The organism is Pseudomonas sp. CH61, assembly GCF_059429415.1.
Genome location: NZ_CM182098.1, coordinates 2,474,258 through 2,490,552 on the forward strand (window position 1 = coordinate 2,474,258; position 16,295 = coordinate 2,490,552).

General features: G+C 60.9%; 13 protein-coding genes. 8 read left to right on the top strand and 5 right to left on the bottom strand.

The features are described from left to right. Positions 1-7: 7 nt before the first annotated feature. The 6 genes from proW to AC5SEM_RS11070 all read left to right on the top strand — a co-directional run bounded on the left by proW (position 8) and on the right by AC5SEM_RS11070 (position 7,144). Complete coding sequence (gene proW / locus AC5SEM_RS11045; protein WP_495472971.1) at positions 8-961, top strand: glycine betaine/L-proline ABC transporter permease ProW; 954 nt, start codon at positions 8-10, stop codon at positions 959-961. Between the two features lie 43 nt (positions 962-1,004). Beyond that, on the top strand, positions 1,005-2,027 hold the full coding sequence (gene proX / locus AC5SEM_RS11050; protein ID WP_495472972.1) for a glycine betaine/L-proline ABC transporter substrate-binding protein ProX: 1,023 nt from the start codon (positions 1,005-1,007) through the stop codon (positions 2,025-2,027). A gap of 88 nt (positions 2,028-2,115) precedes the next feature. Beyond that, on the top strand, positions 2,116-3,174 hold the full coding sequence (locus tag AC5SEM_RS11055) for a GlxA family transcriptional regulator (protein ID WP_495472973.1): 1,059 nt from the start codon (positions 2,116-2,118) through the stop codon (positions 3,172-3,174). Between the two features lie 126 nt (positions 3,175-3,300). Continuing rightward, positions 3,301-4,617: an NAD(P)/FAD-dependent oxidoreductase gene (locus AC5SEM_RS11060; RefSeq protein WP_495472974.1), complete on the top strand. Its 1,317-nt coding sequence runs from the start codon at positions 3,301-3,303 to the stop codon at positions 4,615-4,617. A 132-nt stretch (positions 4,618-4,749) separates the two neighbouring features. Continuing rightward, on the top strand, positions 4,750-5,652 hold the full coding sequence (locus AC5SEM_RS11065) for a dihydrodipicolinate synthase family protein (RefSeq protein WP_495472975.1): 903 nt from the start codon (positions 4,750-4,752) through the stop codon (positions 5,650-5,652). A 1-nt stretch (position 5,653) separates the two neighbouring features. Further along, the gene (locus AC5SEM_RS11070; RefSeq protein ID WP_495472976.1) at positions 5,654-7,144 is read left to right on the top strand and encodes an aldehyde dehydrogenase; all 1,491 of its coding nucleotides are present in this window, start codon (positions 5,654-5,656) and stop codon (positions 7,142-7,144) included. 152 nt (positions 7,145-7,296) lie between these two features. Here AC5SEM_RS11070 and AC5SEM_RS11075 read toward each other — a convergent pair whose 3' ends face one another. From AC5SEM_RS11075 to AC5SEM_RS11095, 5 genes are all read right to left on the bottom strand, one after another. Then, entirely contained in the window at positions 7,297-8,256 is a 960-nt protein-coding gene (locus tag AC5SEM_RS11075; protein WP_495472977.1) for an EamA family transporter, read from the bottom strand. 256 nt (positions 8,257-8,512) lie between these two features. Next, positions 8,513-9,625 carry an alkene reductase gene (locus AC5SEM_RS11080; protein WP_095112156.1) on the bottom strand — a complete coding sequence of 371 codons (1,113 nt, stop codon included), beginning with the start codon at positions 9,623-9,625 and terminating at the stop codon, positions 8,513-8,515. A 170-nt stretch (positions 9,626-9,795) separates the two neighbouring features. Next, positions 9,796-12,030 (bottom strand): xanthine dehydrogenase family protein molybdopterin-binding subunit, encoded by a 2,235-nt coding sequence (locus AC5SEM_RS11085; RefSeq protein WP_495472978.1) that lies wholly within the window; start codon positions 12,028-12,030, stop codon positions 9,796-9,798. Further along, on the bottom strand, positions 12,027-12,500 hold the full coding sequence (locus AC5SEM_RS11090; protein ID WP_495472979.1) for a (2Fe-2S)-binding protein: 474 nt from the start codon (positions 12,498-12,500) through the stop codon (positions 12,027-12,029). Before AC5SEM_RS11090 ends, AC5SEM_RS11085 begins: the two co-directional genes overlap by 4 nt. Beyond that, complete coding sequence (locus AC5SEM_RS11095; protein WP_495472980.1) at positions 12,497-13,777, bottom strand: c-type cytochrome; 1,281 nt, start codon at positions 13,775-13,777, stop codon at positions 12,497-12,499. The genes AC5SEM_RS11090 and AC5SEM_RS11095 overlap by 4 nt, the downstream gene beginning before the upstream one ends. A gap of 295 nt (positions 13,778-14,072) precedes the next feature. Between AC5SEM_RS11095 and AC5SEM_RS11100 the strand changes: the two genes are divergently transcribed. Together AC5SEM_RS11100 and AC5SEM_RS11105 are read left to right on the top strand one after the other, a co-directional pair. Continuing rightward, positions 14,073-15,272: an MFS transporter gene (locus tag AC5SEM_RS11100; RefSeq protein WP_495472981.1), complete on the top strand. Its 1,200-nt coding sequence runs from the start codon at positions 14,073-14,075 to the stop codon at positions 15,270-15,272. A gap of 94 nt (positions 15,273-15,366) precedes the next feature. Beyond that, entirely contained in the window at positions 15,367-16,290 is a 924-nt protein-coding gene (locus AC5SEM_RS11105; protein ID WP_495472982.1) for a LysR family transcriptional regulator, read from the top strand. Positions 16,291-16,295: the final 5 nt, after the last annotated feature.

Below are 16,295 nucleotides of genomic sequence, written 5' to 3' on the forward strand. Positions count from 1 at the left end.
TAGCATCATGTCAGACTTCAACTTTTTAGATCCCTTTCAAAGTCTCAATATTCCTTTGGGATCCTGGGTGGAAACCGCCCTTAAATACCTGGTGCATAACTTCAGGGAAGTGTTTCGCTCGATCCGCTGGCCGGTCGATCAAGTGCTCGACGGTGTGCAGTGGGGACTGCTGTCGGTTCCGCCGACGGTGTTCATCATCATCGCCGGACTGATCAGTTGGCAGATTGGCGGCAAACGCATCGCCATTTTCAGCGTCGTCACCCTCACCGGGCTTGGACTGATCGGTGTGTGGAGCGATGCGATGGTCACGCTGGCCCTGGTGCTGACATCGCTGTTGTTCTGCGCAGTGATCGGCATACCGCTGGGCATCCTGTGTGCACGCAGTGATCGCACGGAAATGATCATCCGTCCGGTACTGGATGCCATGCAAACACTGCCCGCGTTCGTCTATCTGGTGCCGGTGGTGATGCTCTTTGGTATCGGCAACGTCCCCGGTGTGATCGTCACCATCATCTTTTCCGTCGCGCCGCTGGTGCGGCTGACCAACCTTGGTATTCGCCAAGTCCCTGCAGACAAGGTCGAAGCTGCCCGCGCGTTCGGCTGCACGGCTACGCAAATGCTGATGAAAGTGCAGTTGCCGTTGGCGGCGCCAACGATGATGGCCGGCCTCAACCAGACATTGATGTTGTCGCTGTCGATGGTGGTCGTCGCTTCGATGATCTCGGTGGGCGGTCTGGGCTTGATGGTGTTGAGCGGCATCGGCCGCCTCGACATGGGCCTGGCTAGCGTCGGCGGCGCGGGGCTGGTGCTGCTCGCGGTATTCCTTGACCGACTGACCCAGGCAATGGGTGAGCGCAGCAGCGACCTGGCTAGCGGTCAGCGCTGGTATGAAAGCGGCCCGGTGGGGCTGGTGATGAAACTGAAGAAAAAGAAGAACGTTGCACGTCCAGTGACGAATTGAGTTGGCCTGCTCACCCCATTAAAAACTCCAAGCGTGGTGAAACATGAAACTGACAAATCTCAAGAAAAGCGTGGTTGCGAGCCTCGTGGCTTCAGTGTTTGGCACCTTGTTGTGCTCGGCGGTCTACGCGGCCGATGCCAACAAACCCGGTGCCGGCGTTTCGATTACGCCGATTTTCCCGACCATTGCTGAAGAACGCTTTCGTGGTGAGGTGGTGATCGCCGGCCTTAAGGAGTTGGGCTACGACGTCAAACAGCCGAAAGAGGTCGACTACCCGGCGATGTTTCTCGCGCTGTCTTACGGCGATGCGGACTTCACCGTGCATGAATGGGAACACCTGCACCAAGCGTTTTATGAGAAAGCCGGCGGCGATGACGTGATGGTCAAAGTCGGGCAAGTCATGAAAGGCGTGCTCCAGGGCTACATGATCGACAAGAAAACTGCCGACGCTTATCAGATCAAGGATCTGTCGGACCTGAAGAAACCCGAAATCGCCAAACTCTTCGACAGCAACGGTGACGGCAAGGCTGACCTGACAGGCTGCAACCCGGGTTGGGGCTGCGAGATCATGGTCGAACACCACATGAAAGCCTATGGCTTGGGCCCAACGGTGGTCGACAACCGCGGTTCGTACTTCGCGTTGATGGCAGACACCATTGCGCGCTTCCAGCAAGGCAAACCCGTGCTGTTTTTCACTTGGGTTCCGCAGTGGATTGCCAGTGTATTGGTGGAAGGGCGTGACGTGGTCTGGTTGCCGGTGCCGTTCACCTCGCTGCCGGATGGCAAGGAAAGCAAGGACACCTTCCATGACGGCAAGAACCTCGGTTTCCCGGTGGACACGATCAATGCCGTCATGAACAAAGAGTTCGCCGAGAAGAACCCGGTGGCGCGCAAGTTCCTCTCTGAAGTCAGCATCCCGACGGCCGCTGAAAGTGCGCAAAACCTGCGCATGCAGAACGGTGAAAAGTCGCTGGCTGACATCAAGCGCCACGCTGCGGAATGGATCAAGGCCAACCAGCAAGCCTATGACGGCTGGTTGAGTGATGCCCGGGCGGCAGCGAAGTAATCGGTTCGACCACGGTTTGGCGGCGGGCTGTGCCAGTCGCCAAGCCAAAAGGTTGTCGTTTCAAGTGAAGGCGAGCGGGTGACGCAAGATGGAAACGTTCCAGAGTCCGTTGAAGCAACAGAACATCGGCTTTCGCCCATCCACCGTGATGTCGGGTCATGAACATGTCGTGCGGGTGGCGTTCATCCTGCTCGATCATTTTTCGTTGACGACCCTTTCAACGACGATGGATGCCCTGGCCACCGGAAACCTGATCAATGGCGAAACGATTTACAAGGTGTCGACCTACTCACTGCCGGGCGGGCTGGTTGAAAGTGATATCGGCGTGTCGCTGGCCTCGCAAAGGCTGGTCGCAGAAGGCTTCAATCATGATGCGGTGATTGTCGTCGGAGGCCAGCGTGTGAGGCTTGCCACGCAGCCAGTGCTGCGCCGAGTGCTCAAGAAGTCGGCGAGCAAAGGGATTGTCGCCGGTTGCTGGAATGCCGCGTTTTATCTGGCCGATGCCGGTTTGCTCGAGGCTCAGGAGTTCGCCTGCCACAGCGACAGTTGCGGTCTGCTCCATGAATATTTCCCGCAGTTGAAGGTATCGACTCGCGAGTTTATTTGCACACAGCGCCGAGCCACTTGCGCCAACGCTCATTCGGCGCTGGATATGACCCTGGCAATCATGCAGGAACTGGGCGCGCGCAACGATGCGGCACTGGTCGATGAAATAAAACGGGTTCACCAGTCTGGACATCTTCAACCGAAGACTGCCGACAGCCTTCGCTGTTCAGCGATTTCCAAGCCTTTGAACATCGCGCTCGACTTGATGGAAAAGAACATTGAGGAACCGTTGGAAATCGACGTAATCGCCAGCCAGGTCGGCGTGTCACGCCGGCAACTGGAAAGACGGTTTGCCCGCTATCTGAATGCGGCACCGAATCGCTACTACCTGGAACTGCGTTTGACTCGGGCCCGGCAATTGATTGTGCAGAGTGATCGCTCGTTGACGGATGTCGCTCTGGCCACCGGGTTTGTCAGCTATCCGCACTTCTATAAACGCTTCAAGGACCTGTTCGGCTTACCGCCCATGACCTTCAGGGATTATTACTACGCCAACGACTATGCCAGCAGCGGCCGTTATGCCGTGGCGGCCGGTTTTTAAAACAAACAGTCAATCGTCACTGTTTGCGCAAGTGCCAGTTTTGCAAGTTTCCGGATCAACGCCACTGCGTGCGTTTGCTTTGTGCCGCGTGCGTTTTGCAACTTCAACGATTAACGGTTCAACACTATGAAAGTCAGTTCATTACCCGCCGATGATGATAGTTGTGGCTGGTTTCATTTGAGCAAGCCACGCAGTCCCGAGCCGGCGCACCGTGGGCACCGTTCCGCTCGCTGGGTGATCATCGGTGCCGGCTTCACGGGACTGGCGTGCGCGCGGCAACTGGCGTTGAATTTTCCCGATGACGAAGTGGTGCTCATCGAAGCGCAGGAAGTCGGGCTGGGGCCATCGGGGCGCAATGCCGGTTTTGCCATTGATCTTCCCCATGACATTGGCGCTGAGGATTACATCGGTGACATCGCGCTTGCCCGGACCAGTTTGAAACTCAATCTGGCCGGCCAATCGATACTTCGCGAGCTGGTCGATCAATACCGCATCGACTGCCAGATGAAAGCCTGCGGCAAATATCAGGCAGCGGTAGAAAACCGTGGGATCGCCGTACTCGATGCCTATCGCCGGGGCCTGGAAAAACTCGATCAGCCTTTTCAAATGATTGATGGCGATGAGTTGCCGGAACATCTGGGCACGCGGTTTTACCGCAAGGCGTTGTTCACGCCGGGCGCAGTGTTATTGCAACCGTCCGGACTGGTGAAAGGCCTCGCCGACAACCTGCCATCGAACGTCACGCTGTATGAGCGCACCCCGATTCTGGAAGTGGAATACGGCGCCAAGACGATCCTCAAACACGCTCACGGCAGCATCACCGCCGACAAGCTGATTCTGGCGAACAACTCGTTCGGCATGCGCTTCGGTTTCCTGCAAGGGCGCATGTTGCCGATCTACACCTACGCCAGCATCACGCGGCCACTGACCGAAGAAGAACAGGCACGGCTGGGCGGCAAACCGTTCTGGGGCGCGATTCCGGCGGATCCGTTCGGCACCACGGTGCGCCGCACCCCGGATAACCGCCTGCTGATCCGCAACAGTTTCACCTTCAACCCGGATGGCCGCAGCAACAGCAAATACAACGAACGTTTCGTGCGTCGGCACAAGGCTTCATTCGATCAGCGGTTCCCGATGTTGCCGGACGTGACGTTCGAATACACCTGGGGCGGCGCCTTGGCCATGTCGCGCAACCACAACGGCTTCTTCGGTGAACTGGCGCCCAACGTTTATGGCGCGCTCGGATGCAACGGTCTGGGCGTCACGCGCGGAACCGTCACCGGCAAGTTGCTCGCGGACTGGCTGGCGGGGCAGCGTGACCCGCTGATTGATTTCTTGTTGCAGGCGCCGGGGCCCAACAGCAACCCGCCAGAACCGTTTCTTTCGCTTGGGGTGAACATGAACCTCAAGTGGGGGCAGTACCGCGCCGGGAGAGAAAGCTGAGGCTCCGTTGACTAGTCGCTGAAACCTCGTCGCTCTGCTGCCGTCCTGAAGGCTTGCGCCGCCAATAACCACAGTTTGCCCGGCATGCCGTCGGGTGTACGGATTGAACATTGAACCACTGGAGAAAACGCTATGAACTTTGACGGAATCTTTACCCCTGCCATTACCCCGTTGTCCGCTGATGGCCAGATCGATTATTCGGCGTTCTCCGACGTGCTCGAATATCTGATCGAGTCCAAGGTTCACGGCATCGTTATTGGCGGCTCCACCGGCGAGTATTACGCGCACACCGCCGAGGAGCGCGTGGCCGTGGCCGAGCGGGCCAAAGAGGTGATCCGCGGACGTTTGCCACTGGTCATCGGCACCGGCGGCATTCGTACCGAAGACTCGGTGTACTTCGCCGAAAAGGCCAAGTCACTCGAAGCGGACGCCATCCTCGTCGGTTCGCCACCGTATGCGTTGCCGACGCAGAAGGAAATTGCCGCCCATGTGTTCGCCGTGGACAAGGCGGCCGGGCTGCCGATCATGCTTTACAACTATCCGTCGCGAATGGGCGTGGCGATGGGCGACGAGTTTTTCGAAGCCATCGCTGGCTGCAAGAACATCGCCGCGATCAAGGAAAGTTCGGGCGAGATGAGTCGCCTGCACCGCCTGGCTCACGCTCATCCGTCGATCCAGTTGTCCTGTGGCTGGGATGATCAGGCGCTGGAGTTCTTCGCCTGGGGCGCGCGCAGCTGGGTTTGCGCCGGCTCGAACTTCATCCCGCGTGAACACATCGCGCTTTACGAAGCCTGCGTGCTCGAAAAGAACTTCGATAAAGGCCGGCGGATCATGTCGGCGATGCTGCCGTTGATGGATTTCCTCGAGAGCGGCAAGTTCGTGCAGTCGATCAAACATGGCAGCGAGCTCAGCGGCCTGCGTGCTGGCGGGGTCCGTGCGCCACTGCAAGCGCTGGAGCCTTCCGAGAAGCAGACGCTGGAAGACGTGATCAAAGCCCTGCAGAAAAACGTCGCGCGTATCGTCGAGGAGGTTTGAAATGGCAGACCTGCTGAGTCAAGAGCAATACCGTGAACTGGCTGCGAAGCTCGAGTTTCGCAATCAAGCGTTCATCAACGGCCAGTTTTGCTCGTCGCGTTCAGGCAAGACATTCACCACGACCAACCCGGCTACCGACCAGGTGCTGACTGAGGTTGCCGCGTGCAACGCCGATGATGTCGACGAGGCCGTAGCGGCGGCGAAGGAAGCCTTCGACGACGCACGCTGGCATTCACTGGCGCCGTCCGCACGCAAATCGGTATTGCAGCGCTTTGCCCAATTGCTGGAAGACAACGCCCATGAACTGGCAGTGCTGGAAAGCCTGGACAGTGGCAAGCCGATTCGTGAATGCCAGAACATCGACGTGCCGGAGACGATTCATACGTTGCGTTGGCATGCCGAGCTGATCGACAAGATCTACGACGCCACGGCGCCGGTCGGCTCGGGTGCGGTGACCATGGTCGTGCGCGAACCGATCGGCGTTGTCGGCCTGGTGTTGCCATGGAACTTTCCGCTGCTGATGCTCGCCTGGAAAATCGGTCCGTCGCTGGCTGCAGGCTGTTCGATCGTGGTCAAACCGGCCAAGGAAACCACCTTGAGCACTTTACGCGTCGCCGAACTGGCGCATCAGGCGGGGATTCCCGCCGGCGTGTTCAACGTCGTGCCTGGGGGCGGGAAAGAGGCGGGCGAGCCACTGGGCCGTCACCCGGATGTGGCCATGGTCAGCTTCACCGGTTCAACTGACACCGGGCGACTGTTCCTCAAGTATTCCAGCGAATCGAACCTGAAACGCATCGTGCTGGAATGTGGCGGCAAGAACCCTGCTGTGGTGATGAATGATGTCGAAGACATCGACCTTGTGGCCCAGCATGTGGTGAATGGCGCGTTCTGGAACATGGGTGAAAACTGCTCGGCCTCATCGCGGCTGATCGTCCACGCCGACGTCAAGGAAGAACTGTTGCAGCGTGTGCAGGTTCATTTGGGTGACTGGAAAATGGGCGATCCACTGGATCCTGAGAACCGCCTGGGTTCGATGATCAGCAAGGCGCATTTCGATAAGGTGCGCTCGTACCTTGACGTGGCCCGCGACGAAAACCTGCGCGTGCTGGTGGGTGGCAAGACACGCAACGAGATTTTCGTCGAACCCACTATCGTTGACGGTGTGAGTCGCGATAGCCGTTTGTTCCAGGAAGAGATCTTCGGCCCGGTACTGAGCGTCACCACGTTCCAGACCGTTGACGAAGCCATTGCGCTGGCCAACGACACGGCCTACGGCCTGGCGGCATCGGCTTACACCGGCAACCTGCGCCACGCCCTGAAACTCTCACGCGGGATTCGCGCCGGGATCGTCACGGTGAACTGCTTCGGTGAGGGCGACGCCTCCACGCCTTTTGGCGGCTACAAGGAGTCGGGGTTCGGCGGGCGCGACAAATCGATCTGGGCACACGACCAATACACTGAAATCAAAACCATCTGGATTGATGCTTCCTGATAGTGCTTTGACGGCAGAAGTCGCATCGCCCCGACACTGGATTCAGTGGCGGGGCGAGTTACCCATTCCATGAGCTGATTTTGTTGGTGGCCACGCCAGCAAAAACCAATAGCAGCACAACTCGACCGTGAACAACCGCTGGCGAGAACCCCTCACGCACTGGCTTTAACCTCAGCCTTGACCACTGATTTACGATAGGTCAGCAAAACGATGCCCGTGACCACGATCACCCCGCCGAGAATCTGTCCGTTGCTGAGCATTTGGTCCAGCACAATCCAGCCCATCAGCAGCGTTGCCAATGGCTCGATGTTCATGACCGGCGCATTGCGCGGCATGTCGAGTCGCGGCACGGAAATGAACAGGACGATAAAACCTGTGCCGTACAGCACCACCAGAGTGGCGAGGGCCAGCCATCCGGTCGAGGTGGCGGGAAGGTTCAAGCCGCCGGGAAGGGCGCCCGTCAGCCCTGCCAGGTTGACGCTGCTGAACACGATGAAAATGGTCAGCAGACTGCGCACCGAGCCACGTACCTGAGACAACTTGTGGTCGGTGATCCACAGCGCGCAGGCGAACACGCTGGCGGCGCAGAACGCGAGCGCGACGCCCGTCAGCCATTGCGCACTGACGTCTGTCGTGGTCGAGAGACGCCCGGGGACGTCCAGCACAAACACCAGGCCCAATAGAATCAACCCCATTAACGTCGCAGTGCGTGCGCTTGGTCGCGGGCCACCCAGCGCCCAGGTGAGCAATGCCAGCAGAATAGGGAATACGTTCGCCACCAGCAGGGCCAGCGCCACCGGCACCCGTGCGACAGCGGAGTAAAGGCACAGACTCTGCGCAGTGATCAGCAGGCCCAGCAACAGTTGCCAGCGCCAGGCACCGGCCGGCAAGCGAAGGCTTTGTCTTTGCCACAGCACCAGGATGGCGAGCACCAGCAAGGTCCCGCCGGAACGCATCAGAATCGCCAGCAGCACACCCGCACCATCATCAAAGGCAACTCGCGCCGCCACATGATTGCCGGCAAACGCACAGCCCATGCACAACAGAATGATCACAGCCAGATAACGGGGGTAGGGCGGCGGTACGGTTTGCGTAGCGGTAGGGCGAGGCATGGCAGATCTCAGGATTGTTAGCCGTTCGAACGACTTGGTTTTTATTTGGTTGTCGTACAACTAGCCCGTTTTATCGCATTCAGCGACGTCGGGCAATAGACATGAAAGCGCACAGCTACGCATATTCTCTGCGTTAAGGTGGATTTTTACGTATTTGATTAAGCGTAGAGATCGTATGACTTAATAGGGCAGGGGCGTATCGGCCCCTGCTTCCAGGGATTTACACATTCATGACAGGCGGGTGGTCTGATTCTGCTCAAGCATGAAATGGATAATCGATATAGCCCCGCTGATCCCCACCGAAAAAGCTGCTCGGATCCGGCGCGTTGAGCGCCAGGCCATCATGCAGCCGACGCGGCAAGTCCGGGTTGGCCAGGAACGGCCGGCCAAACGCAATGATGTCGGCACGATCAGCAATCAGCGCCTGTTCGGCAGATTGCGCATCGTAGCCGCCCGCCAGAATCAGCACGCCGTTCCACGTCTTGCGCAACTGGGCAATGATCGCGTCCCAGCGCGGGTCGAAGTTCTCGTCTTTGACTGTGCCGACCATCGCCGGCTCGACCAGGTGCAGATAGGCCAGGTTCCATTGGTTGAGCGCCTCGACCAAGTGGCCGAAGGTCGCCTCCGGGGTGTCATCGCCCATGCCCATGAAGCGCCCCATCGGCGTCAGGCGTACGCCGACCCGTTCGGCGCCGACTTCTTCAGCCACGGCCGCAACCACTTCCAGCAGAAACCGCGCGCGATTCTCCACGCTGCCGCCATAGGCATCGTCACGCTGATTGCTGTTGCTGTTAAGAAACTGATCGAGCAGGTAACCGTTGCCGGCATGAATCTCTACACCGTCCATGCCTGCCTGCAATGCGTTGCGCGCAGCCACGCGGTAGTCCTCGACGATGCCGGCGATTTCCGCGGTTTCCAGCGCACGCGGCACCGGCACATCACCCCAGACGCCGTTACCGTTTTCATCGACGATAAACGTCTTGCCCGGTACCGGCAGCGCGCTGGGCGCAACCGGCAGGCCGGCATCGGGTTGAAAGCTGGGATGGGAAACCCGACCGACGTGCCACAGCTGCATAAAGATCAAGCCGCCGGCCTCATGCACCGCCGCGCTGACGTCACGCCACGCCTCAACTTGCTCTGGGCTGTAGATGCCCGGCGTCCAGGCGTAACCCTGAGCCTGCCGGGAGATTTGCGTGGCCTCGGTGATGATCAGCGCGGCACTGGCCCGCTGGCGGTAGTACTCGGCGTTCATCGGCGTCGGCACATCGCCCGGCTGGCCGGCGCGTGAACGCGTCAACGGCGCCATCGCCACGCGGTGGGCGAGGGTGTAAGGACCGAGTGCGAGGGGTTGGAACAGACGACGAGTCATGGGTAGCTCCAGATTTCAATAGAAGGAATTCAAGCGCGGCAGCGGTGCCGCAAACCAGTGCCGCTAACTTAACCGCGCTCAGCGGAGCTGATAATCAGTGACCGGCGCTACGCTGTTTTGCGCACGGCGCAATGGCGCCCGTGCTCATCAACGATGAACACGGGCGTGACTCAGGCGGGTGGGTTGGAACGGGTCAGCGGCAGGTTCAGCCAGCGCCGGCCGGTGGCGTTGGCGACGGCGTTGCCAAGGGCGGCGGCCATCGGCCCCTGAACGATTTCAGCGGCACCGAGGAAGGGTTCTCCCGGCTGGTCGAGCACATGCACATCGACTTTTTTTGGCAGTTGGGTGAAACGCAGAATCGGATAACCGCTCCAGTCGTAACTGCGAATGCCCCCCGCGTCGTAGGCGACTTTTTCGTACAGGGTCCAGCTCGCGGACTGCACGATGCCGCCCTCGACCTGATTGCGCAGGCCATCGGGGCTGACGATCTGGCCGACATCCACCGCCGTCACTACGTGATCGATGCGGATCTCGCCGGTCTGCGGATGCACCCGAAGTTTTACCGCGATGGCGCAGTAACCCATGATGTTTTTGTAGCGGGCAAAGGCGAAACCGATACCGGCGCCGGGCTCGCTGCTTTTTTGCGGCCAACCGATTTCATCACGCACACGTTCTACCACCGCGCGAGCACGCGGGTCGCTGAGATGGGCCAGACGCAACGCGACCGCGTCGAGGCCGGCCCTGATCGCCAGCTCGTCGATACTCGCCTCGATGGCGAAGATGTTGATGTGCGCACCCAGCGAACGCATGGCCGAGGTGCGAAAGGGCATTTCGGTGACGAAGGTCATGTTGATGCGCGTCGAGTTCAACTCGTACAGCGGCACCGCATTGCGATCACCATCGCCTTCGGGCTGGGCGATCGGCACGGAGGGCGCCGAGGCGAAGGGCCGCGCGAGCAAGCGTGCCGGCAGCAGACGCCCGGCATTGACGATGCGTTCGTTGTGCGGCGTGGTCCAGAGTTCGTAGGCCCAATCCTGCAAACGACCTTGGCTGAGGCCGGCGTCAACTTCGGTGACCATCGCCGAGCTATATGGCTCCCAAAGATTTTCCTGTTCGCGCATCCATTGCACGCGCACCGGCGTCCCGGGCACGCGCAGGGCAATCAATGCCGCATCGGCGGCGGCATCATCGGCGCCGTTGTGCCCGTAACACCCTGAGCCTTCGGTATGAATACAGCGCACCCGCTCAGGTGGCAGGCCGAGCATTTCGGCAATGCCAGCGCGCAGCGGGTAAACGCCTTGGGTGTGGGTCCAGACGGTGAGCGTGCCGTCCTTGAACCAGGCCACCGCACAGGACGGGCCGATCGAGCCATGCATCAAATACTGCTTGGTGATCCGCGCCTGAAAACGCGTGTCGGCCGCGCCACTCGGCGTGCCGCTGTGGCTGATCGGATAGCGCCGTGAGGGCAGGCGTTTGAGCAGGTCATGAATCTCGCTCGCCTCGGGAATCGCTTCGCCCTCGCTCCATTGCATCACCTCGTTGGCACGGCGCATGGCTTTGATCGCTTGCCACTCATCACGGGCGACCACCGCCAGATAGTTGCCGTCGCGGATCACCTTGACCACCCCAGCCAGCGCTTCGATGGACGCCGCATCGAATGCTTGCAACGTGCAGCCCGGACGGGGCGGGCGGATCACCCGCGCATGCAACATGCCCGGCAGGCGCATGTCCTGGACGAATGCTGCGCCACCGCTGACCTTCGCCGGAATGTCGAGGCGCGGCAACGAATGGCCGATCAGTTTGAAGTCAGCGGCGGCCATCGCCGGTGACTGCGCCTTGGCATATTTGTGCACATAGACATGCTTGACCGCGTCGGCATAACTCATCCGCTGAGCGGTCGGGCCTTCGATCACACCGTTGCGGGTGCTGAGCAGCGCCGCATCAACCTGCCAACTACGCGCGGCGGCATCGACGAGCATTTCGCGTACCTGCGCGGCGGCGTTGAACAACGCGGTGCCGCTGTCGAAAATGCTGTGGCTACCGGCGGTGTAGCCTTCGTTGGGCGTGAGCGCGGTGTCGGCAGTGAGCAGGTTGATGGAGGTGGCCGGCACCTGCAAACGCTCGGCGGCGATTTGCAGCAGCGCGGTTTTTACCCCGGTACCCAATTCGACCTTGCCGGTGTAGACGGTAATGCCGTCGGCGCCGATGCGGATCCAGGCGTCGAGAAACGGGTTGGTGCGCAGGCTTCCGGGCAGGTCGGGCGCGAGGACCACGGTGCCGAGCGTATCGACTTCCGTATCCGCCAACACACGTCGCGCGACCGGCATCAGGGTGAACGCCATCAGCAACGCACCACCACGCAGGAAGGCGCGTCGGCTCGGATTCAGTTCATTCGACTCGCTCATGTCAGGCTCCCGTTGTGCCCGGCCACCTGTTTGATCGCCTCGATGATCCGCAAGTGCGTACCGCAGCGGCACAGGTTGCCGGCCATGTGCTCGCGAATGGTCGCCTCATCCGGGTGGCGATTACGCTCAAGCAACGCTTGCGCGCGCATCAGCATGCCGGCGATGCAGTAGCCGCATTGCGCAGCCTGTTTCTCGATGAACGCCGCTTGCAGAGGGCCAGGTTGTTTCGCGCTGCCGAGGCTTTCCACGGTGCGGATTTTTTTGCCTTCGAGGCCGGCGCAGGGCGTCAGGCAGGCGAACACCGGTCGATCATCGACGATCACCGTGCAGGCGCCGCATTGGCCGAGACCGCAGCCGTATTTGGCGCCGTTGAGGTTCAAGTGATTGCGCAGCGCATACAGCAGCGGCATGTCCGGCTCCAGCTCAAGCGCTTGTGCGGCTCCGTTGACGTTGAGGGTGATCTGGCTCATTTCGTCTCCTGACGTAACGCTTCAATAGTGGAAGAGAGGTCGGCCCACGGCTGATCGGGCCTGGCTTGCTGACGCAGATACGCGGCCAGTGCGCCGAGCTGCACGTTGTCCAGGCTGGCGGCGAATGGAGGCATGACCGGGCCGGGCGATCCGGGTGTGGCGGGCAAGCCTTCGAGCACGGTTTTGAGGAAGTTGCGCGAACTGGCCGCTTGCAGCGCCGAGGTGATTTGCAACCCCGGGCGACCATCGATGGTGCGCATCGGCGCCGCCGGGCCATGGCAGCCGGCGCAGGCGCTGCTGAAGAGCAGGGCGCCGGTCGAGTGGTCTGCCGCTTCACTGGCAGGCGTCTTCGGTGGCGTCTCTGTCACCGAAGGCGGGTTTTCCAGACTGAGCAGGTATTCGGCAATCGCCTCGGCTTCACTGGCCGGCAAGCGGGCCAGACTCAAGCTGACCGGACGCATAGGGCCGGCGGGTGTGCCGTGGCCATCGACGATCTCGGCGCGCAGATAGCCGACCAGTTGCTCGCGACTCCGCGGGTTGCCGCGCTGGCCCATGCCGACCAGCGCGGGCGCTTGCCAGCCATCGACGCTGCCGCCCTGCAGATATTCCGAGGATTTTTCCGCGCCGATCAGGTTCAGCGGCGAATGGCAGCCGGCGCAGTGCCCCGGGCCGTCGACCAGATAACGCCCGCGATTCCACGCCTCGCTGCGCTGTGCCAGCGGCGTCAATGGCTCACCGTGTAGAAACAGCAAGTTCCAGAACGACACCAACGGACGAATATTCATCGGAAAATTCATCCGGTTCAGCTCGGCCGGCGCGTGCACGGCAGGGCCGCTCATCAAGTAGGCATAAGCGTCGGCGATGTCTGCTGCACTCATGCGCCGGTAGTGCACGTAGGGGAACGCCGGATAAAGAAAGTGACCATCGCGAGCAATGCCCTGACGCATCGCCCGCTCAAAGGCTGGCAGTGACCATTGGCCGATACCGGTTTCTACGTCCGGGGTGATGTTGGTGCTGTACAGCGTGCCGAACGGCGTTACCAGCGGCAGCCCGCCGGCCAGATGTTCGCCACCGGGACGGGTATGGCAGACCGCGCAATCGCCGGCCTCGACTACCCGCGCCCCGCGCTGCAACTGCGCAGTATCGAACAGCGTCGGGCGCTCGATCGGCGCAATTGCCGGGCGCCACATCAGCCAAACGGCGCCGATCAGACCGAGCACGGCGACGACTGCCACGCTGACCCATAGCGTTCTGGACTTCAGTAAAGAGCTGTTCATGGGACGGAGAAAAACGCGGCAGGCAATGGCAGAACGGATGGGATACGGGTCATGACAACGCTCCTTGTAACAGCCGGGGAAGGGCGCCGCTGGGGACGACGGCGCCAGAGGCCAAAGCGTAGAGAAACCACCAGCGCCGGAGAATCAGCGGCGCACGCAACAGCGCGTTGCGCGAGAAGCAACGCCTGCGCCGTTGCGCCGGACGCATCACTGCGTTGCCCACCGCGTGGATTCTGCGCATCGCCACAGGGCCGTAGCCTTGGCCGCACTTTCCTGAACTCAATGAGGTGTCATCATGCTCACGGGCAATCCGGCCGTTGCGGCAAATGCCGAACAGCCAACTTCACTTTCCGGCCTGATGGTCGCGTTCCTGGCATTCTGCTGTGGCGCGGTCGTGGCCAATCTTTATTACGCGCAGCCGATCGTCGAACTGATTGCACCGCAGATCGGTCTGTCCAGCGCCAATGCCAGCCTGATCGTTTCGCTCACGCAGTTTGGTTACGCGCTGGGCCTGTTGCTGTTGGTACCGCTGGCCGACCTGATGGAAAACCGCCGGCTGGTGGTCGGTTTCACCCTGGCGGCGAGCGTCACGCTGTTGTGCGCCGGGCTGACCCATTCGCCGTCACTGTTCCTGGTGTTGTCTTTGCTGATCGGCCTGACGTCCGTGGCTGTGCAGATCCTCGTGCCGCTGGCGGCGCACCTGGCGCCCGAGGCCAGCCGTGGCCGCGTTGTCGGCAATATCATGAGCGGTTTGTTGCTGGGCATTCTGTTGTCACGGCCACTGTCGAGCCTGTTGGTTGAAGTGTTCGGCTGGCGCGGGGTGTTTTACAGCGCAGCGGCCCTGATGGCGGTCATTGCGCTGATCACTGCGGTGGCGCTGCCGCGTCGGTTGCCGACGCATAAAGCTTCGTATGCTGCGCTGATCGGTTCGGTGTTTGCCTTGGCCCGGCGCTATCCGCTGTTGCGTCAGCGCTCGCTGTATCAAGGGCTGCTGTTTGCCAGTTTCAGCCTGTTCTGGACCCTCGCACCAATTGAACTGATGCGTCACCACGGCTTCACTCAGGCCCACGTGGCGATCTTCGCGCTGGTGGGTGCAGTGGGTGCCATTGCAGCACCGATTGCCGGGCGTCTGGCCGATGCCGGGCATGGTCGTCGCGGCACGCTGGTCGCACTGTTGCTGGCACCGGTTTCGCTGTTGATCGCCGCGCTCCCGGGCAGCGGTTATGTCTGGCTGGTGGTGTGCGCGGTGCTGCTGGATTTCGCCGTGCAATTGAACATGGTGCTCGGCCAGCGTGAGGTATACGCCCTCGATCCCCACAGCCGTGCGCGTCTAAACGCGGTGTACATGACCAGTATTTTCGTCGGCGGCGCCGTGGGCTCACTGGTCGCCAGTCCGCTGTACGAGCACTTCGGCTGGAACCTGTCCGCCGTCGCGGTGGCGCTGCTGCCAGCGCTCGCGCTCGGCTTGTTTCTGAGTCGCAAGGCCGATGCCTGAACACCCGGCGAGCGTGTTCAAGCACGGCGGTACAAGACGTCGGGGGAACAGTGATGCACAATCATCCGCGTTCCCTATCGACCGGACCCCGCTTATGGACAAGTTGCTGGCACTGAAGATGTTTGTGGAAACCGTGCGCTGCGGGGGCTATTCCTCGGCAGCGCGCAAACTCGGGATATCAACGTCGTCAGTGACACGGCAAGTCGCGGGGCTGGAACACGAGCTGGGCGCGAGCCTGCTCAATCGCACCACGCGCAACACAAGCGTGACCGTTGCCGGCCAGACCTATTTCGAAAAAGCCGTGGCGATTCTCGACGCGATCGACGAAGCCGATGCTGTTGTCGCCGATCGTGGCGCCGAAGCCCAGGGCCGTCTGCGCATCAGCGTGCCGGTGGAGTTCGGCCGACGCCTGATTGCGCCCCACCTGAGCCGCTTGCTTGAGCGGCATCCGGGTCTGGAGATCAGTCTGTCGCTGAGTGATCAGGTCAGCGACCTGCTCAGCGAGCAGATCGATGTTTCGGTGCGGTTGGGATCGTCGGTGGTCAGTGAAGACATCGTCAGCAAACGCGTAGGGCAGTTCGAACGCTGGGTGGTGGCCAGCCCGGATTATCTGGCGAGTAGCGCGGCGCTTGGTCACCCAAGGGATTTGCTGGAGCATCAATGCCTGCGTTTCGATTACGGCGTCACCCACCAGCACTGGACCTTCCAGAATGAAGACGCGCCCATTCAACTCAACGTCCACGGGCGCCTGCAAAGCAACAACGCCGATATCCTGCGCGAAGCTGCCATCGGTGGCGGCGGGGTGACGCTGCTGGCTGACTGGCTGGTGCGCGACGACGTCGCAGCCGGCCGGTTGACCCGCTTGCTTGAGCAGTACGAGGTCAATCCCGGCAGTGCCAGCACGTGCATCAACGCGTTGTATTTACCCAATCACCGTGGGTCCAGCCGGATCAATGTGTTTATCGATTTCCTGATGGAAATTCTCAGCCCGGCGCCCGCGACCACGCCCGCAGCGTGATGCTT